Source organism: Paenibacillus sp. 598K (assembly GCF_003851045.1).
Taxonomy (GTDB): Bacteria; Bacillota; Bacilli; order Paenibacillales; family Paenibacillaceae; genus Paenibacillus_D.
The window spans coordinates 484-19,702 of the sequence record NZ_BFBX01000142.1 but is presented as its reverse complement, the minus strand read 5'-3'; the positions used below and the strand labels follow the sequence as shown (position 1 = coordinate 19,702).

Here is a 19,219-nt window from a genome sequence, read left to right as displayed (position 1 = left end):
CCGATCGCTGTTGTCCCCAGATTTCTTTCATATAACCGCTTAGCGGTTGAAATCCGGGGACAAAGGCGAGCGCTTCGCTTCTACAGATTCGATTCCATGCCTCTTCGGCCTTTTTGAGGGCAGTTTTATTATTGTTTAAAATGGCTGGGCGTTTGGCCGGTGTATTTTTTGAAGACTTTGCTGAAGTACTGCGGGTTGTCCCCGTATCCGAGCTGCTCCGCCAGCTCGAAGATGCGGATGTCGTCTGAGGCGGCGATGATCCGCTTCGCTTGCTCCATCCGGACCTGTGTGACATAATCCGAAAACTTGTGGCCCGTCTCCTTGCGGAAGAGCTTGCCCAGGTAGTCGGCGTTCATATACAACATCTCCCCCGCTACCGCTTGCAGCGACAGCTCCGGGTCGGCGATATGACGCTGCACGATCTCCAGCACCTGTCGGACAATCCGGGATGGCCGCCGCGCGCCTCCCAGCGAATAGCCCGGCATCACGATTGCTCCCTCGCCCCGATCCGTTCGATGGCGGAGACGCCCCAACGCCTCACGATACATGCCGCGCGCCTCCCAGGCCTCGCCTTCGCCGCTCAGCGACATCGTCGCTTCCAGCCGGTAGAAGCTACGGAACGTCGCCCGGATCCGCTCCAGCAGGGCAGATAGCTCATCCAAGCCGTCCGTCCACTGGATGAGCAGCAGCGCGCGTTCGCCGAGCGTTGTGCCTAGCAGCACCGCCTGATCCAGCAGCTCTTCGGCGATGTTCGACAGCGCGAACAGATGCTCATGCTCCCATTGTCCCTCGACCTGCAGCACCAGCAACTGCGTTGCGCCGCCTTCATACGGGATTGGGCACCAGCTGCGGAATTGCTCCCAGTCGCTCTGGCCGTATCGCTTGTTGGTCACCAGCTCCTGGAGGAACTGCTCCTTGGCATGCGGCAGCACCCGCTCCAGGCCGTTCTGGATACGCTCGACGAAGCGCTCGCGGCGACGCTCCTCCTCCAGCTCGGCGACGATCTCCCGCAGTGCCTGACCGATCAGCTCCTCATTGCAAGGCTTGATCAAGTAATGCTTGACGCCATATTGCATCGCCTGGCGGGCGTAGTCGAATTGGGAGAAGCCGGAGAGCATGATGAAGCGGATGCGCGAATCCAGACCTACCGCCTCTCGTACCAAGCCTAGACCATCCATGCCCGGCATGCGGATATCGGAGATGACGATATCCGGCCGTTCCCTGCGGATAAATTCGATCCCCTCCAAGCCATTGCGGGCAGTCCCCGCCAGCACAGTGCCGACGCCTGCCCAATCGACGAAGCTCGAAATCCCATTTAAAATTATCCGTTCATCATCCACCAACAGCACGTTGTACATGCTCCTCGTCCCCCTCTCTGCGTGGCGGCAGCAGCAGCGCGACGCACGCGCCGACGCTGCGAGGCTCGATGCGGACGCCCCACGGCTCGCCGAACATCAACTTGATTCGATCGTCAATGTTGCGCAGCCCGATTCCCGAGCCTCTGGCCTGCAGCTCGCCACGCCGCAGCCGCTCGACCGTATCCTCCGGCAGCCCCGGCCCATTGTCCAGCACACGTATCGAGAGGGCGCCTTCCTCGATCTCCGCGCGCAGGTCGATCCGGCACGTCTCCAGCATCGTCTCCATGCCGTAATGGATCGCATTCTCGATCAACGGCTGCAGCGACAGCTTGGGCAGCAGCAGCCCCTGCAGCTCCTGGGGCACCTCCAGCCGGAAGCAGAGACGCTCCTCGAAGCGGATATGCTGGATGACGATATAATTGCGGATCGTCTCGCATTCCTCCCCCAGTGTCACCAGCGGCGATTGATGATTCATCGAGTTATGTAGCAGCACACCAAGCGACTGGACCATCTCGGCAATCTGCCGCTGCCCTTCGGCCTTGGCCAGCCAACTGATCGAGTCGAGCGTGTTATAGAGGAAGTGAGGATTGATCTGAGCTTGCAGCGCCTTCAGCTTCGTCTCCTTGAGCATCAACTGCTTCAAGTAATTTTCATTGATCAGCTCATCGATCCGACTGATCATGATGCGGAAGCTGCGGTGGAGCTGGCCAGACTCATCCTTGCGCATGGCCATCTCTTCATCTTCCTCGCCGTGGTCGAACTGGCCGAATTGCACCCGTTTCATCTTGGCGATGAGCAGGTCGATCGGCTTGGTAATGCCCATCGAGAATCGGATCGCTGCCACCAGCGCAAGCGCCGCCAATCCGAGATAGACGATGAGCACCGTCTTGCGCACCGTCGATACCGCCTGGAAAATCTCTTCGTAAGGCGTCAGGACGACATAGCTCCAATCCATGTACCGGGAGCTCGTCGACGTGACGAAGTAACGGTCATCGCCGATCATCGCCGTCTGGTATTGACCATTCACCTGGAGCAGATCTCCCAGATCCGAGTGGGTGATCTCGGTCTGTTCAGGATAGAGGACCGCCCCGTCGTCCGCGATTACAAATGCCCCGTTATTGGTATTGAGGCTACGCGTATAATCGGCCAGCATCGCCTTCATATCGATGCGGATCGCAATCGTCCCGAGCGGCGTCAAAAAATTATCGCTGGCGATCGAGCGGATCTGCCTGGCCACGAGCAACGCAGAGTCTGCGGTCGTCGGCTTGAACCAGCGGACCTGGCCGCGCTCGATTGCCGACTCCTCGACGATCTGCCGCAGCCGCTTCTCCGAGGTGCGCACGACGTGCACCCCTGCCGCATATTCGTCTTGCCAGTTGTCGAAGAGCTGCAACGAGAGCACATACTTGTCCAGAGAGCCCAGCGTCGGCAAGAGCTCCTGGATCTTGTCGATCGCCACATAACGCTCGTAGCCCGAGCTGTTCTCGGCGACCGATTGCAGATGCGCCTGCACCTGCGAGTCGGTCGAGATGCGGAAGAGCAGGCGCTCCATCTTCAGCAGCTCGCTTTCGATGCCTGAGGACGAGAGCTGCAGCGATTTGGCAGCCTGGCGGTACAGCTCCTCATCATACGCGGCAAACGCGTATTGATAGACAGCAGCGCTACTGGCGCCGAACAGGGTCATCAAGCCAGCGATCAGCAGGAAGGTTTTATGTCGAATCCGGAGGTTCGCATAAACCGCTTTCATTTTATCGATCCCGATCATCTCTTGATCTCCTCTCCTCGGTATAGACGGATTGCCCTGCATAAGCAACAAAAGACCTGACAGCTACAGATGCCGTCAGGTCTCAAAGATAAGTCATCAGGGAAGCTGCCCTTGATATCAGGTCGGGCTGCTGAACTGCCGCCGCTTGGGCGGCACATGCGTATACGAGCCGATCACCACATCCGGCAGCTCCTGCGCGTAGATCTCCAGCAGCTGCTTCATGCCGTAGATCTCGCCTCTGGCGGGCGGGATCAGCTCCAGATAGCTCTCCGGATCGATGTTCAGGTTGCGCATCTGGATTAGCTTCAGACCGGTCCGTCGCACAAAGCCGATCATCGCTTCGATCTCCTCCTCGCGGTCGGTGACGCCTGGGAAGATCAGATAGTTGATCGACGTGTAAACGCCCTTGTCCGTCGCATAGCGCAACGACTTCTCGACGTTGGCCAGCGTGTAGGCGCGCGGCTTGTAGTACGCATTGTAATGGTCGTCCAAGGCGCTGATCGTGCTGACTCGCATCAGATCGAGGCCGCTGTCGACGATGGCCCGGATATGGTCGGTCAATCCGGCGTTGGTGTTGATGTTGATATAGCCGTTGTCTGTCTGCTGGCGGACGCGCCGCATCGCCTCAGTGATGATCTTGGCCTGGGTCGACGGCTCGCCCTCGCACCCCTGCCCAAAGCTGATGATCGCCTCCGGCACTTGCAGATGCTCAAGCATGATCTCCGTCAGCTCGTCGACCGTCGGCTTGAAGTTCATCCGCGTCTGCGGCGCGGGGAAGCCGCTGTCGTCCGGTTGCTCCGAGATACAGCCAAAGCAGCCGGCGTTGCAGGAGTACGACACCGGTACTGCGCCCTCCCATCGTTGCAGGAACGTATTGGAGGCCGTCAAACATTCATAGCCAAGCGCGCAGTGGGAGAGATGCTTGTAGAGGCGATTGTCCGGGTACTTGCCCAGCAGCTCCTCGACGCGCACCTCCAGCTCCTCCCGGTCGCAGTGCAACGGATTCCACGGCTCGGGGTCGTCGCTCGGGTCGGCGGCGACATAGAAGCCGCCGTCCTTCCACACGACGGCGGAATAGCCGAAGAGCGGCAGCTTCTGCGTCTTGTCGGTCTTCACATAGCCGGGGATGACCAGCCGGGTGAAGCCTTGCGGGAGCAGCGCCCCCACGGCCTGCACGTCGCCGGGCAGCAGCTCCATCGCCCCGGTAGCCGGGTTGATCCCGACCGGCCGAGTATGCGGCAGACCGACCAGCGTCGCGCCTGCAGGCAGCGGGATCAGCTCGTCGTCCATCAGCTCCACGACCATATCGCCGCTCCGACCGAGCGCGATCCAGTCCGGATGATCGAAGACGCGGCCATCCTTGTCGGCATATACGAGATTCATGATGATGCAGGAGCCTCCTTCGATAGTGAGGGGACGGACGCGCCGCCCCCTGGACTGCTTAAGATACCGGCGTCGTGCGGACCGGACGACGGCCCGTCTGACTGCCGCTGCTGCTAGACGAAGATCTCGGCGCGCTCTGGCCGGAGCCGACAAGCGCCGACGTGTCAAGCGACATGAGGAATTCTTCGTTCGTCTTGGAATCAGCCAGCTTCTTGAGGAAATTGTCGATAAATTCCATCGAGTCGTTCATGCCTTTGCGGATCGCCCATACCTTGTCGAGCTCCTCCTGCGTCAGCAGCATCTCCTCGCGGCGCGTGCCGGAGCGGCGGATGTCGATCGCCGGGAAGATGCGGCGCTCGGCGAGTCTTCGATCCAGATGCAACTCCATGTTGCCGGTGCCCTTGAACTCCTCATAGATGACATCGTCCATGCGCGAGCCGGTCTCGATGAGCGCCGTCGCCAGGATCGTCAGGCTGCCGCCCTCCTCGACATTACGCGCCGAGCCGAAGAAACGCTTCGGCCGGTGGAAAGCCGCCGGGTCGATACCGCCGCTCAGCGTACGGCCGGACGGCGGGATGACAAGGTTGTACGCCCGCGCCAGACGGGTGATGCTGTCGAGCAGGATAACGACATCCTTCTTGTGCTCGACCAGACGGAGCGCGCGTTGCAACACCAGCTCGGCGACCTTGATATGGTTCTCCGGCAGCTCATCGAACGTCGAGGCGACAACCTCGCCCTTGACCGAGCGCTGCATATCCGTCACTTCCTCGGGCCGCTCGTCGATCAGCAGGACGAACAATTCGATCTCGGGATTGTTGGTGGAGATGCTGTTGGCGATCTCCTTGAGCAGCAGCGTCTTGCCCGCCTTCGGCGGCGCTACGATCAGTCCGCGCTGTCCAAGGCCGACCGGAGCCAGCACATCCATGATGCGCGTGGACAGATGCTTGGGAGCGGTCTCAAGGACGAGCTTCTTCTCAGGGAAGAGAGGCGTCAGCGCCGGGAAATGCAGCCGTTCCGCCGCATGCTCCGGACTCTCGCCGTTAACCGCATTGACCTGCAGCAGTCCGAAGTAACGCTCGTTCTCCTTGGGCGTCCGGCATTTGCCGGAAACCAGGTCGCCCGTACGCAGATCGAACTTGCGAATTTGCGAGGCCGAGATGTAGATGTCCTCCGTGCTAGGCAGATAGTTGATCGGCCGCAAAAAACCATAGCCCTCGGAGAGAATCTCGAGCACGCCTTGCATGAACATATGTCCGCTTTTTTCCGCTTGCGCGCGCAGGATAGCAAAGATAAGTTCGTTTTTGCGTAATTGTCCGTAATACGGTATCTGATATTGCTTGGCCAGCTTATACAGCTCGGTCAGCTTCATGGCTTCCAGATCAGCGATCTGAAGTTCCGTCGTCATATTCTCACCACTTTAGATTAATTTTCTTGAGAGGTCGTTCATAATTTCATAGTTTCGCCCGTTCTGGTGCGTGTTAATCATTGTCGCGCCAGACTTCGGCGCCAAGCTGCCGCAGATTGTCTACGAGCGAATCGTAGCCGCGGTCAATATATTCGACACCGGTAATCTCTGTCACGCCATCGGTGACCGTAAGGCCCGCGATGACGAGCGCAGCGCCAGCCCGCAGATCGGAGGCTCTTACCTTGGCTGCATGCAGCGCTCCGCCCTCGATGATCGCCGAGCGACCCTCGAGCCGAATGTTCGCGCCCATGCGCAGCAGCTCAGGGACATGCTTGAACCGGTTGTTGTAGACATAGTCGGAGATGATGCTGACGCCGCTTGCTTGAGTCAACAGACTCGTCATCGGCGACTGGAGATCGGTCGCAAAGCCCGGGTATACGAGCGCCCGCACATCGATCGATTGATAGGTCGGACGGCCGATGATGCGGATCGCCTCATCGAGCTCATGCACCTCCACGCCCATCTCGATAAGCTTGGCTGTCATCGCCTCCAGATGCTTCGGGATGACATTGTCGATCAGCACATCGCCGCGCGTCGCGGCGGCGGCGACCATATAGGTGCCCGCCTGGATCCGGTCAGGGATGATGGAGTGTCTGCATCCATGCAGTCGATCGACGCCCTCGATGCGGATCGTCTCGGTGCCGGCCCCTTTGATCTTCGCGCCCATGGCGCTCAGCAGGGTGGCCACATCTATGATTTCAGGCTCTTTCGCCGCATTTTCGATAATTGTGGAGCCTTTGGCGCGAGAGGCCGCCAGCATAATATTGATCGTCGCCCCGACGCTCACGACATCAAGATAGATCTTAGCTCCGCGCAGCTCCTTGGCTGCGATGCGGATCGAGCCATGATCGTTGGTCACTTCCGCGCCGAGCGCTTCGAACCCCTTGATGTGCTGGTCGATCGGCCGAGGCTCAAAGTTGCAGCCGCCGGGCAGCCCGATGGTCGCTTCGCCGAAGCGTCCAAGCAATGCGCCCATCAAATAATAGGACGCGCGCAACAATTTGACCTTTCCGTTGGGCATGGGAATAGAAGACATGGAGGAGGGGTCGATCGCCATGGAGTCTCCTCTCCAGCTGACAGAGCCGCCGAGATCCTCCAGAATTTCGCTGTATACTGCTACATCGCTAAGTTGGGGCAAGTTGTCGAGGATAACCTCTGACTCGGCCAGGATGGCCGCAGGCAGCAAGGCGACTGCGCTGTTCTTGGCGCCGCTGATCTGTACGGTGCCACGCAGCGGTCGTCCGCCGCGGATCATTAACTTTTCCATTGATGCAGATGTCCTCCATTCGGAAGAAAACAAAGATAAAAACCGTCCCGCCAACTCCTCGCATGCTCCGCTCGCCGCCGCCCGAAGGGCAGCGGCGAACGGCTCGTATACAAGATATCGTGCTGACTGGACGGTCCTGGCTAGCTTTGTCTCGGGAAGTTACGCTTGGTTGTTGCTGCCGAACAAACGGATCTTCTCACGGACGACAGCGACCATAGCGTCGCGGGCAGGCGTCAGATATTTGCGCGGATCGTATACGGTGTCGTTGGACGACAGCACTTTGCGGATCGCGTTTGTACACGCCACTTGGTTTTCGGTATTGACGTTGATCTTGCCTACGCCAGCCGCGATCGACTTGCGGATCGCTTCGTCCGGTACGCCGGAGCCGCCGTGCAGCACGACAGGGACAGGAATTTTGGAGGTGACTTCCTCGATGATGTCATAGCGGATCTTGACTTCGCCTTTGTACATGCCGTGAGCCGTACCTACTGCGATTGCCAGGCAGTCTACGCCTGTCTCTTCGTAGAAACGGATCGCCTCTTCCGGCTTGGCCAGGGAAGCATGCTCTTCGTCCACGCTGATATCGTCCTCGACGCCGCCGATGGTGCCGAGCTCGCCTTCAACCGATACGCCCATTTCGCGTGCAGCGCGTACGACTTCCTTGGTCAGACGGATGTTCTCTTCGAGCGTGTAGTGCGAGCCGTCGAACATAACCGACGAGAAGCCAGCGCGGATACATTTCATCGCCACTTCAAAGCTGGAGCCGTGGTCCAGGTGCAGCGCGATCGGCAGGCCGGATTTTTTGGCAGCCGCTTCAGCCAGCGCCACCGTGAACTCGATGCCCATGTATTTCAGCGCGCCTTCGCTAACGCCGTAGATAAATGGGGACTGCTCTTCGATCGCCGCATCCACGATCGCTTGTGCGAACTCCAGGTTGTTCATGTTGAATTGACCGACTGCAAACTTGTTCGCTTTTGCCTTAGGCAAAAATTCATTCATCGATACCAATGGCATGGTTTCTTACTCCTCCTAAATACTGTTTGGTCTCAAGCCCGTTCGAACTTGTCATACGATGTTATTATATCACATGAAGACAAGCTTTGGTAACGGGAAGAATTAATTGGAGCGAGGAGGGGAGAAATAGCAAAAAAGGGTCCCTCAGGACCCCACTGCGTAAAAACTATTGGACTCGCCGCCGCGCAGTTGCATGTTGACGGCCATCCGCATCTCATCGATGTCGAAAGGCTTGGTGAAGTGCATCAGCGCCCCCAGATCGGTCGCTTCCTTGATCATGTCCAGCTCGCCGTAAGCGGTCATCATGATGACCTTGATATCGCGGTTGATGGCTTTGATATGCTTGAGAATCTCCAGCCCGTCCATTCCAGGAATCTTCATGTCAAGCAATACAAGATGAGGCGCCTCTTCCTTGACGATCTCAAGCGCCAGCTTGCCGTTGGAGGCCTGATAGGTCAGATAACCTTCACTGCTGAAAACTTCTACCAGAAGCACGCGAATTCCGTTCTGATCATCGACAATCAACACTTTTTTCTTGTCCAACTGTAACCCTCCTAGGGACGTATACTTAACGAGAAATGGTCGACTCTTCCATAATCGTTAATATATTCGCCCTACGACGCCGAATATCCTCCTATCAGCTGGAAAAAACCTCGCGCGTCGATTATCTGTTCTCGGAATAGGTCAGCGATGCCCGCACAAAGTCGCGGAACAACGGCTGCGGCCGATTCGGACGCGACGTAAACTCCGGATGGAACTGCACGGCCAGGAACCACGGATGATCCTCGATCTCGATCATCTCGACGAGCCGTCCGTCCGGCGAGGAGCCGGAAATGATCAGTCCGGACGCTTCGATCCGCTCGCGGTACTCGGTATTGAACTCATACCGGTGGCGATGGCGCTCGTAGACGAGCTCGTCCTGATAGGCCTTCCAGGCGAGCGAGCCTTCGGCAACCTTGCACGGGTACAGGCCAAGACGCATCGTGCCGCCCAGATCCTCGATGTCCTTTTGCTCCGGCAACAGGTCGATGACCGGATAGAGCGTGGACGGATCGATCTCCGAGCTGTTGGCGCCCGCCAGATTGGTGACATTGCGTGCGTATTCCACGACAGCGACCTGCATGCCCAGACAGATGCCGAAGAATGGCACCTTCTGCTCGCGTGCATGACGGATCGCGATGATCTTGCCCTCGATGCCGCGATCGCCGAAGCCGCCCGGTACGAGGATCCCGTGGACGCCGCTCAACTGCTCTGCCACATTCTCCTCAGTCAGCTCCTCCGCATTAACCCAGCGGATCTTGATCTCCGAATCGGCATCGATGCCGGCGTGGCCAAGCGACTCGACGATACTGAGATACGCGTCGTGCAGCGCCACGTATTTGCCAACGATGGCGATCTCGGTCGCTTTGCTCAGCGATTGGACGCGCTTGACCAACTGCACCCACTCCGTCATGTCCGGCTTGCCGACCTCAAGCTTCAGATGGTTGACGACGATCTCGTCGAGCCCTTCCTCGAGCAGGTTGAGCGGCACTTCATACAGATTGGACGCGTCGCGGCACTCGACCACCGCATTGGCGTCGATATCGCAGAACAGCGCGATCTTGCGCTTCATATCTTCATGCAGCGGATACTCGGTGCGGCAGACGATGATGTTCGGCTGGATGCCGATGCTGCGCAGCTCCTTGACGCTATGCTGAGTCGGCTTCGTCTTCACTTCGCCCGCTGCCTTGATGTAAGGGATCAGCGTCACATGGATGTACATGACGTTGTCGCGACCGATATCGCTCTTGATCTGACGGATCGCCTCGAGGAACGGCAAGCTCTCGATATCGCCCACTGTGCCGCCGATCTCGGTGATGACGACGTCCGATCCCGCCTCCTTGCCGGCGCGGAATACCCGCTCCTTGATCTCGTTGGTAATATGCGGAATGACCTGGACCGTGCCGCCGAGGTACTCGCCGCGACGCTCCTTGCTGATGACGGAGGAGTAGACCTTGCCCGTCGTCACGTTGCTGTTCTTGGAGAGATTGATATCGATGAACCGCTCATAGTGCCCAAGGTCAAGGTCCGTCTCCGCGCCATCATCGGTGACGAACACTTCGCCGTGCTGATACGGACTCATCGTGCCAGGGTCCACGTTGAGATACGGATCGAACTTTTGAATGGTGACCTTAAGTCCTCTGTTCTTCAACAGTCTGCCGAGCGAAGCGGCGGTAATGCCCTTGCCGAGTGAAGACACGACACCGCCGGTTACAAAAATGTATTTTGTCACTGTACTATTACCCTCCAAGCTGATAGTGGTTATTGCCATACTCCTGTTAGAACAGCACAATTGCAAGGAAAAACGGCTGCGCCCTACTATAGCCGCGCAGTTCGTTCTGTCCCACTGAGTCGAAGCCTTCATTAAAAACAAAAAAAGTGACACCCGTATTGCTACGGGGCACTTTTATCATATCAAATCACTATAAAAGGTTAATCATTTGTGAAGCCCATGCAATAGTTTACTCTGTAGCAACTGCGCTGTCAAGGCTTGACTTAACCCTTCTTTACTTGCCATCCTCGTCGTCCGCTTCGCCCTCATCCTCGTACTCGTCGGACTCCTCTTCTTCCTCTTCGGCTTCCTCGCCTTCGAGCTCTTCTTCCTCGTCTACGCCGCTGTCGTCCTCGCCGTCGGGGAAGATTTCTTCGCTGTCTTCGTCGTAGACATCGTAATCCTCTTCGTCGGCCACGAACACTTCTTCCTCTTCCTCAGCGAAGACATCCTCTTCCTCGTCGTCGTCATCGTTAATGATCCGCGGACGTTTCGCGTTGCCGATCGGATCCTCGGATTTCTCCACCGGATACCAGCGCTTCAGTCCCCACATGTTGCTACCTACGCAGGCGAACCGACCATCGATATTGATCTCGGTGTATACTTGCGCGATGACCTCATTGATCTCGTCCTGACTAAGACCGCGGACCTTGGCGATCTCCATCATCAGATCCCGGTAATAATAAGGGGTGTTCGCGGTTTTGAGCACCTCGAAGGCCAGATCCACCATCGGCATCTCCTTCAGCCGTTCAGGGTCGATCTTCAGCGTTACCTCGCCACTCATCTATACACATCCTCTCAAGCCAGATATATACGCTTCTTGCGTCCATTCTATCCGTTATCAGATTATAGTAAAACCTATTTCTTGTGAAATTGCAAGCAAGGAACAAACAAAAAAAAGACGAAGGCATACCCTTCGTCTGACTGTATCCGCCCGAACGCGTTATCCCATCGTACGGTCCGGCATTGCAAGAGCCGGTATGGACTCTCGGTATATAGTATGATCGGACCCTTTGATTGACACGGCTGGCCGCCTAATTCTGCGAAAAAAGGCCAGTGGCTCATTCAGCCGGAGACGCTCGTTCATACAATACTGCAGTATGGTCGTCGGGAGGGAAGCCAACTTTGGACACCACTGCATTATTCCGCTGGCTGCATAGCCTGGCGGCCGGCTCGGCAAGCGCCGAAGAGCGCCGGATCCTTCGCTTCCCCAACAGCCGCAGCTACCGCGCTTTCGCAGCCGCTTGGTCGGAGCTGGGCCAGCCGCAGTCTTATTTTCCGCATGTCACACCGCTGCCGCTGATCGGCGGCATCGCCGTTCCCGCTCCTCTGAGCCACCCGCCCGCTCTCGGACTGCCACTCGCGTTGGAGACAGATGAGATCGTCACGCTCCAAGGCACGCTCCAAAAAAACGTCTCCGCCGACAAAAGCATCCCCTGGGGCGTCCAGCATATCCGGGCTCCCTACGCCTGGAGCCGGACGACCGGACATCGCATCAAGATTGGCGTCATCGACACCGGCGTCGACTTTGGCCATCCCGACCTCGCTGGCTCGCTGAGCCGCGGCATCAATCTGCTCAGCCGCGGACATGCGCCGCACGACGACAACGGGCACGGCACCCATATCGCCGGCACGATCGCCGCCAGAGGACAGCTCAAGGGCATGACCGGGGTAGCGCCCCGCTCGCTCATCCATCCGGTCAAAGCATTCGACCATAATGGCAGCGCCTACGTCTCTGATATCATCCTCGGCATCGAATGGTGCGTGCGCAATCGCCTGAACATCATCAACATGAGCTTCGGTATGAAAAACCGCAGCAAGGCGCTGCTCGGCGCCGTCAATCTGGCTTACCATGCAGGCATCGTCATCGTCGCCTCATCAGGCAATGACGGCAAACGCAAATCGATCGACTACCCCGCCCGCTATGCGCAGACAATCTCCGTCGGCGCCACCAACAAGCTAAGGCGGGTCGCGCCGTTCAGCAACAGGGGCGCTTACATCGACATCTACGCGCCCGGCGACAAGATCCACTCCGCCTGGCTGCGCGGCAAGTACCACGAGATGAGCGGCACCTCGATGGCCACGTCGCATGTCAGCGGCGCGATCGCGCTGCTGCTCGCCGAACGGCCTGGCCTCTCTCCCGCCGAGATCAAAGCGATCCTCAAGCGAGCGATGCATCCGCTCCGCGGACTGAAATCCAGCCGGATGGCCGGCGAACTCGATATCGTCAAAATGCTGCAGGCCGCTGATCGCTAGCGGCCTGCTCTCTATCCTATGATGCCCGGCTAAGGCGGCTGTGGGCTACATCCGCTCCGGCGCATGGACACCGATCAATCGCAGCACATTGAATATCGTCGTCCGCACCGCGGCGAGCAGCGCCAGCCGTGCGGTCGTCTGCTGCTGATCCTCGGTGATGAAGCGCTCCGCTCTGTAGTAGCTGTGGAAGAGCGAGGCCAGCTCGTACACGTAACGGACGAGCCGATGCGGGGCAAAGTTGTCCGCGCTCTCCGCCACCTCCTGCGGCAGCTCGCCCAGCTTGCGCAGCAGATCGTACTCTGCTTCGCTCGTCAGCTGGCTCAGGTCGGCCTGTGCCAGCCCATCGGTGGCGATGCCTTGCTCCTCCGCCTGTCGGAATACGCTGCAGACGCGCGCGTGCGCGTACTGGACGTAGAAGACCGGATTCTCGTTGGAGGTCGAGACCGCCAGGTCCATGTCAAAGTCCAGATGCGAGTCCATGCTGCGCATCGTGAAGAAATAGCGAACGGCGTCGACGCCAACCTCTTCCATCAGATCCTCCATCGTCACGGCCTTGCCGGTCCGCTTGGACATCTTCACCTTCTCGCCATCCTGGAACAGGCTTACCATCTGGGCGATCAGTACGATCAGCTTGTCCGGATCGTAACCGAGCGCCGCCATCGCCGCCTTGACGCGCGGGATGTAGCCGTGGTGGTCAGCGCCCCAGATGTTGATAATCTTGTCGTAGCCGCGCTCATACTTGTCGCGATGGTAGGCGATATCCGGCGTCAGGTAGGTGTACGAGCCGTCGTTTTTGACGAGGACGCGGTTTTTGTCGTCGCCGAGCGATACCGTCTCGAGCCAGGTCGCCCCTTCCTCCTCGTACACATGGCCGCTCGCGCGCAGCTTCGCCAGCACCTCGTCGATCTGGCCGTTCTGATAGAGCGATGTCTCGTGGAACCAGACGTCGAACGGCACCCGGAAGCGGCCGAGATCGCGCCGAATCTTGTCCAGCTCGCGCTCGAGGCCAAAGCTGCGCAGCAGCGCGAAGCGCTCCTCCTGCGGCAGCGCCATCAGTTCGTCGCCCTGCTCCTCGCGCAGCTGGCGGGCAAAGCCGATGATGTCCTCGCCGTGATATCCGTCCTCTGGCAGCTCGGCCGCCTCGCCGAGCTCCTGACGGTAGCGGGCTTCGATGGAGTAGGCGAGATTCTCGATCTGCTTGCCCGCATCATTGATATAATACTCCCGCGTCACCTCATAGCCCGCATAGTCCAGGAGGTTGCAGAGCGCATCGCCGACGGCTGCGCCACGGGCATGGCCCAGATGCAGACTGCCTGTCGGGTTAGCGCTGACGAACTCGACCTGCACGCGCTGGCCGTTGCCGACGCTTGCCCGTCCATAGTCGCTGCCTGCCGCCAACACCGCTGGGACGATTTCATGCAGGAACCGCTTGTCCAGACGGAAGTTGATGAAGCCAGGGCCCGCGATGTCCGCAGACTCGATCGACGCAGCCTCCTTGTCCAGATGAGTCAGGATCGCTTCGGCGATCTGACGCGGGTTTTTCTTGGCCAGCTTGGTCAGCTGCATCGCCGCGTTGGTCGCCAGGTCGCCGTGCGCCTTGTCTCTGGGCACCTCCAGCGCGAACACCGGCAGCTCCTCGCGGCCGACCAGCCCCGCTGCGACGACGGCGTCCGCGATCGCCTCCCGGATCTTCGCATTCATCTTGTCCAATACATTAAGCTGACTCATCTCGTTATGACCTCCTGTATATGCAGTCGCAGCTGAAAATACCCGACTGACTCCTCGCTCATCCACAACCTGTACTTCCACTCCATCGTCACCGGCAGCTCGAGCGACGACACGCCTGCTCCGGCCGTCACCTTCAGCTCATCGGTCTCGGTCTCCATCAGCAACCGCGCGCCGGATACCCGATACTCGCCGCGCCTGCGCGCGCCGCAGACGAAGTGGTGCTCCGTCTCGACATCGCCGCGGCGCGTAATCTTCAGCTCCTGCAGCGCCGGGTCCCAACGTACGGTCGTCCGCAGTCGCCGGTCCTCGTCGACTTCCTCGTAGACGAGGAAGGCCGAGCGATTCCGCACTGCCCAGTCGCCCTCGTACGTATGGATCGACAGCTCGTCGTCCTGGCGGCTCTGAAGCGTAATTTGCACTCTCGTCTTCGCTGCTCGCACCGTTTGCCCCGCTTTCCTTGCATTTGCTTCTCGTGACCTTACTATAATACAGCTTGTCCCCTGTAAGCAATCCCGGGTATGCGCGCCTGCCCGGGCGGCGGGTTGGCTTTTGGGCCATTCCCCGTTATGATGAGGACAGGCGGACAGCTCCATGCGGAGCCTGTCCCTACTGAACATCGATTGACGAGGGAGGCACCCGGGTGGATCTCAACTTGTTCGCGGTAGTGACCGATCTGGAGCGGCGCCTGCCGATCTATATTACGAGCGCCGGCGGCTGGAAGCATCAGGAGGGCATCGAACGGCCGAACGGCCATCCCAGCTACCAGTGGCTGCAGGTGCTCGGCGGCAGCGGCGTCTTCATCCATGGCGGCCGCGAGGTGACGGTGCAGCCGGGGCAAGGCATCCTGACGATGGCCCATGAGCCGCACGAATATCGTCCGACCCTGGCGCCCTGGACGGTGCGCTGGATTTCCTTTGAGGGCAACCGCGCCCGCGCGATGCTAGAGGATCTCGGCCTGCATCAGACCGGCGTCTTCTATATGGGCAATCCCGACGTATTGCTCAAGCATCAGCACGAGGCCGTCTCGCTGCTGCAATCCCAGCATCCCGCGACTGCCCTCGAATCGTCCTCGACGATGTATCGGCTGCTGCTCGACCTGTACCGCTACATCTCCCGCACCGAGCTGCGCTCGCGCAAGCATCAGATGGACGCGCTGACGCCGGTGCTCGCTCATATGGAGCAGCATTACAACCGCTCGATCACGCTGGCCGAGCTCGCCGAGCTGCAAGGGGTGACGCCGCAGCACATCTGCGTGCTCTTCCAGCAGGCGCTCGGCGCCCGGCCCATCGAGTACCTGACCCGCATCCGCATGCGCAAGGCCAAGGAGCTGCTGCTCCAGCAGCCGCGCACCGAGGTCAAGGCGATCGCCGCCCAAGTCGGCTACGAGCATCCGAGCTATTTTATCAAGCTGTTCAAGCAGCAGGAAGGGCTGACGCCCGTCATGTTCCGCAGCGCCTACCTGAGCCGCTAGCGGCACGCGACAGCACCGCAACATACCGTAACGACAAGACCACCGCCCGGCCCATGGCCTGACGGTGGTCTCTTCGTGTTCGCTGCGTTGCTCAGTCGATGAAGCCCAGCAGCATCTCGCGGATCACCTTGGCCGCGACGATCTGTGTCTGCTCCGTCGGATCGTACGCCGGCGCGACCTCGACGAGATCGCAGCCGACGACGCGGACATCGGAGGCCGCGATCGCATGCACCGCCGCCAGCAGCTCCTTGGAGGTGATGCCGCCTGCCTCTGCCGTGCCTGTGCCTGGCGCGCATGACGGATCGAGCACGTCGATGTCGATCGTCAGATAGACTGGACGGCCCGCCAGCGACGGCAGCACCTGCTTGAGAGGCTCCAGCACCTCGAACGGGTGGAAGTTGATGTTCTCGCGCGCATACGCCCACTCCTCGCGGGAGCCGGAACGGATGCCGAACTGATAGATGTTCTGGCCGCCCATCAAGCCGGCCGCCTTGCGCAACGGCGTCGAGTGCGAGAGCGGCTCGCCCTCGTACTGCTCGCGCAGATCGGCATGCGCGTCGAAGTGGATGATCGCCAGGTCCGGGTACTTGGCGTACACCTCCTGGAAGATCGGCCACGAGACGAGATGCTCGCCGCCGAGCCCTACCGGCATCTTGCCGTCGGCCAACACGCCGCGCACATACTCGCCGATGATCTCGAGGCTGCGCGCCGCATTGCCGAAGGGCAGCAGCAGGTCGCCCGCATCGAAGTACGTGATGTCCTCGAGGCTGCGGTCCAGATACGGGCTATACTCCTCCAGACCGATCGACACCTCGCGGATGCGCGGCGGGCCGAAGCGCGAGCCCGGGCGGAAGGAGACGGTGAAGTCCATCGGCATCCCGTAGATGACCGCCTTGGACGCTTCATAATCCTCGGAGCTGAGGATGAATACATTGCCGGAATATTGTTGATCCAGTTTCATGAAGGCTTGTCCTCGCTTTTATAGGCTAGTTTATTTGAGCAGGTTTTCCACGAGCTTCGGCAGCGCGAAGGCGCCCTTGTGCAGACGCGGCGAATAATATTTGGTATCGATATCCGGGATCGCAGACTCGTCCACTTCGAGCGGATCATGCTTTTTGCTGCCCATCGTGAATGTCCACAGACCGCTCGGATAAGTCGGTACGTTAGCGCAGTAAACGCGGACGATCGGGAACACTTCCTTCACGTCGCGGTAGACGCTCTCGATCAGATCGGCCTTGAACCACGGGTTGTCGGTCTGAGCGACGAAGATGCCATCCTCCTTGAGCGATTCGTAGATGCCTTGGTAGAAGCCCTTGGTGAACAGGTTCACCGCAGGACCGACCGGCTCGGTGGAGTCGACCATGATGACGTCGTACGTATTTTTATGATCATGGATATGCATGAAGCCGTCGTTGACGATCACTTCGACGCGCGGGTCGTCGAGGCCGCCTGCGATGTTCGGGAGATATTTTTTGGAATACTCGATGACCTTGCCGTCGATCTCGACCAGCACCGCCTTCTCCACCTCAGGGTGCTTCAGCACCTCGCGGATGACGCCGCCGTCGCCGCCGCCGACGACCAGCACATGACGCGGATTCGGATGCGTATAGAGCGCCGGGTGCGCAACCATCTCATGGTAGACGAACTCGTCCTTGTCGGTGGTCATGACCATGCCGTCGAGCACGAGCATCGTGCCGAACTCCTCGGTTTCGATCATCGCCAGCTCTTGAAAGTCGGTTTTTTCATGTACATACGTTTCTTTTATTTTGGCCGTAATGCCATAGGTTTCGGTTTGTTTCTCAGTGTACCACAGTTCCATCGCGGATCAGGCTCCCTTCTATGGGTCAATCGTTTCTTCCGTAATTATAGTAGAACAAGGCGAAAAAGCAACCTCTGACGCTCCCTCTACAAAAATTTAATCCCGGCGGCTGTCGCTGTATAGCGACTGCCTCGTTTTTCCATACTAGAGATAACAAGCATGAGGCCGCCTCAAGGGGCGGTTCAAGAGGGAGTGAGAGGCATGCGCAAAACGATCATGCAAAGGCTACGCAAGCAGGCAAGCAGCAGTCATACCCATCGTTCGGAGCGCTGGCTCACCTGGCTGACCCGGCTCTCCCGGGCGATCAAATGGTCCGGCGCTCTATTGCTCCTATGCATCCTGATCGCAGCCGGATCGCTCCTGTATCTGCGCACTCAGTCGCTGCCGGCTACGGTCGTCAGCCAGACGTCCGAGCTGCTCGATGCGAACGGCGAGGTCATCGACACGTTCCACTCTGGGCAAAATCGTCGACCTGTCAAGCTGGAGCAGGTCGCCCAGCCGTTGATCGACGCGACGATCGCCATCGAGGACCGGCGGTTCTATGATCACTTCGGCTTCGACATGAAAGGGATGGCCCGCGCGGTCGTGGCCAACGTCGAGAGCCGCTCGAAGAAACAAGGCGCCAGCACACTGACCCAGCAGCTCGCGCGCAACCTGTACCTGACGCACGAGAAGACATGGACCCGCAAGCTGCGGGAAGCGATGTACACGGCTCAACTGGAGATGACCTACGCCAAGGACGAGATTCTCGAGATGTACTTGAACCAGATCTATTATGGCCATGGGGCATACGGCATCGAAGCGGCTTCGCGCATGTACTTCGACAAGCCGTCGTCCGAGCTGACGCTCGCCGAGAGCGCACTGCTGGCCGGCATCCCCAAAGGCCCCAGCTACTACTCGCCCTATCGCAACATGAAAAATGCCAAGGACCGCCAAAAGCTCATCCTGGCTACGATGGCCGAGCTTGGCCGCATCACGCCCGAGCAGGCGAAGGCCGCCTATGCGGAGCTGCTGCCGCTGCAAGCGCCTGGCGCCGAGGAGAGCGAAGGGCTCGCTCCGTACTTCCGGGATTATGTGCAGATGATCGTCACCGAGAAGCTCGGCCTCGACGAGCCGCTGCTCCATGAGGGCGGCATCCGCATCTATACGACGCTCGACAAGACGACCCAACAGGCAGCCGAGCAAGCGATGCAGGAGGGCCTGCCCAAGGACTCGGAGCTGCAAGGCGCGCTGATCGCCATCGATCCGCGCAACGGCTACGTGAAGGCGATGGTCGGCGGGCGGGACTACGCGGAGAATCAATACAATCGCGTCTTCGCGACCACGCGTCAACCCGGCTCCTCCTTCAAGCCGCTGGTCTATCTGACGGCGCTGCAGCGCCG

At 59.3% G+C, this 19,219-nt stretch carries 16 protein-coding genes; 3 read left to right on the top strand and 13 right to left on the bottom strand.

Features of this window, described 5'->3' with window-relative positions:
* Positions 1-128: 128 nt before the first annotated feature.
* The 9 genes from PA598K_RS31165 to rpoE form a co-directional block, all read right to left on the bottom strand.
* Positions 129-1,358: a response regulator gene (locus tag PA598K_RS31165; protein WP_128660676.1), complete on the bottom strand. Its 1,230-nt coding sequence runs from the start codon at positions 1,356-1,358 to the stop codon at positions 129-131.
* Positions 1,333-3,123 carry a cache domain-containing sensor histidine kinase gene (locus PA598K_RS31160; RefSeq protein ID WP_185602333.1) on the bottom strand — a complete coding sequence of 597 codons (1,791 nt, stop codon included), beginning with the start codon at positions 3,121-3,123 and terminating at the stop codon, positions 1,333-1,335. The genes PA598K_RS31165 and PA598K_RS31160 overlap by 26 nt, the downstream gene beginning before the upstream one ends.
* A 117-nt stretch (positions 3,124-3,240) precedes the next feature.
* On the bottom strand, positions 3,241-4,506 hold the full coding sequence (locus tag PA598K_RS31155; protein WP_128660674.1) for a radical SAM protein: 1,266 nt from the start codon (positions 4,504-4,506) through the stop codon (positions 3,241-3,243).
* Positions 4,507-4,564: 58 nt separating this feature from the next.
* Complete coding sequence (rho, locus tag PA598K_RS31150; RefSeq protein WP_128660673.1) at positions 4,565-5,911, bottom strand: transcription termination factor Rho; 1,347 nt, start codon at positions 5,909-5,911, stop codon at positions 4,565-4,567.
* 73 nt (positions 5,912-5,984) lie between these two features.
* Positions 5,985-7,238 carry a UDP-N-acetylglucosamine 1-carboxyvinyltransferase gene (locus tag PA598K_RS31145; protein ID WP_128660672.1) on the bottom strand — a complete coding sequence of 418 codons (1,254 nt, stop codon included), beginning with the start codon at positions 7,236-7,238 and terminating at the stop codon, positions 5,985-5,987.
* A 159-nt stretch (positions 7,239-7,397) separates the two neighbouring features.
* The gene (fba, locus tag PA598K_RS31140; protein WP_128660671.1) at positions 7,398-8,252 is read right to left on the bottom strand and encodes a class II fructose-1,6-bisphosphate aldolase; all 855 of its coding nucleotides are present in this window, start codon (positions 8,250-8,252) and stop codon (positions 7,398-7,400) included.
* 144 nt (positions 8,253-8,396) lie between these two features.
* A complete protein-coding gene (locus PA598K_RS31135; RefSeq protein ID WP_128660670.1) occupies positions 8,397-8,795 on the bottom strand; it encodes a response regulator in 399 nt (132 codons plus the stop codon).
* 121 nt (positions 8,796-8,916) lie between these two features.
* Positions 8,917-10,524 (bottom strand): CTP synthase, encoded by a 1,608-nt coding sequence (locus PA598K_RS31130; RefSeq protein ID WP_128660669.1) that lies wholly within the window; start codon positions 10,522-10,524, stop codon positions 8,917-8,919.
* Between the two features lie 274 nt (positions 10,525-10,798).
* Positions 10,799-11,347 carry a DNA-directed RNA polymerase subunit delta gene (rpoE, locus tag PA598K_RS31125; RefSeq protein ID WP_128660668.1) on the bottom strand — a complete coding sequence of 183 codons (549 nt, stop codon included), beginning with the start codon at positions 11,345-11,347 and terminating at the stop codon, positions 10,799-10,801.
* Between the two features lie 341 nt (positions 11,348-11,688).
* Between rpoE and PA598K_RS31120 the strand changes: the two genes are divergently transcribed.
* Positions 11,689-12,819, top strand: coding sequence for a S8 family peptidase (locus tag PA598K_RS31120; protein ID WP_128660667.1), 1,131 nt, complete (start codon positions 11,689-11,691; stop codon positions 12,817-12,819).
* A 45-nt stretch (positions 12,820-12,864) separates the two neighbouring features.
* Here the strand turns inward: PA598K_RS31120 and argS are convergent, their stop codons facing one another.
* On the bottom strand, positions 12,865-14,547 hold the full coding sequence (argS, locus tag PA598K_RS31115; protein ID WP_128660666.1) for an arginine--tRNA ligase: 1,683 nt from the start codon (positions 14,545-14,547) through the stop codon (positions 12,865-12,867).
* Complete coding sequence (locus PA598K_RS31110) at positions 14,544-14,987, bottom strand: DUF1934 domain-containing protein (RefSeq protein ID WP_185602332.1); 444 nt, start codon at positions 14,985-14,987, stop codon at positions 14,544-14,546. The genes argS and PA598K_RS31110 overlap by 4 nt, the downstream gene beginning before the upstream one ends.
* A 200-nt stretch (positions 14,988-15,187) precedes the next feature.
* Here PA598K_RS31110 and PA598K_RS31105 point away from each other — a divergent pair, with 200 nt between their 5' ends.
* Entirely contained in the window at positions 15,188-16,018 is an 831-nt protein-coding gene (locus PA598K_RS31105; protein ID WP_128660664.1) for an AraC family transcriptional regulator, read from the top strand.
* Between the two features lie 91 nt (positions 16,019-16,109).
* Here the strand turns inward: PA598K_RS31105 and speB are convergent, their stop codons facing one another.
* Both speB and speE read right to left on the bottom strand, forming a co-directional pair.
* Positions 16,110-16,979 carry an agmatinase gene (gene speB / locus PA598K_RS31100; RefSeq protein ID WP_128660663.1) on the bottom strand — a complete coding sequence of 290 codons (870 nt, stop codon included), beginning with the start codon at positions 16,977-16,979 and terminating at the stop codon, positions 16,110-16,112.
* Between the two features lie 30 nt (positions 16,980-17,009).
* Positions 17,010-17,837, bottom strand: coding sequence for a polyamine aminopropyltransferase (gene speE / locus PA598K_RS31095; protein WP_128660662.1), 828 nt, complete (start codon positions 17,835-17,837; stop codon positions 17,010-17,012).
* A gap of 201 nt (positions 17,838-18,038) precedes the next feature.
* Here speE and PA598K_RS31090 point away from each other — a divergent pair.
* Positions 18,039-19,219, top strand: a 1,181-nt coding sequence (locus tag PA598K_RS31090) for a transglycosylase domain-containing protein (protein ID WP_185602331.1), incomplete at its 3' end; no start/stop codon positions are given.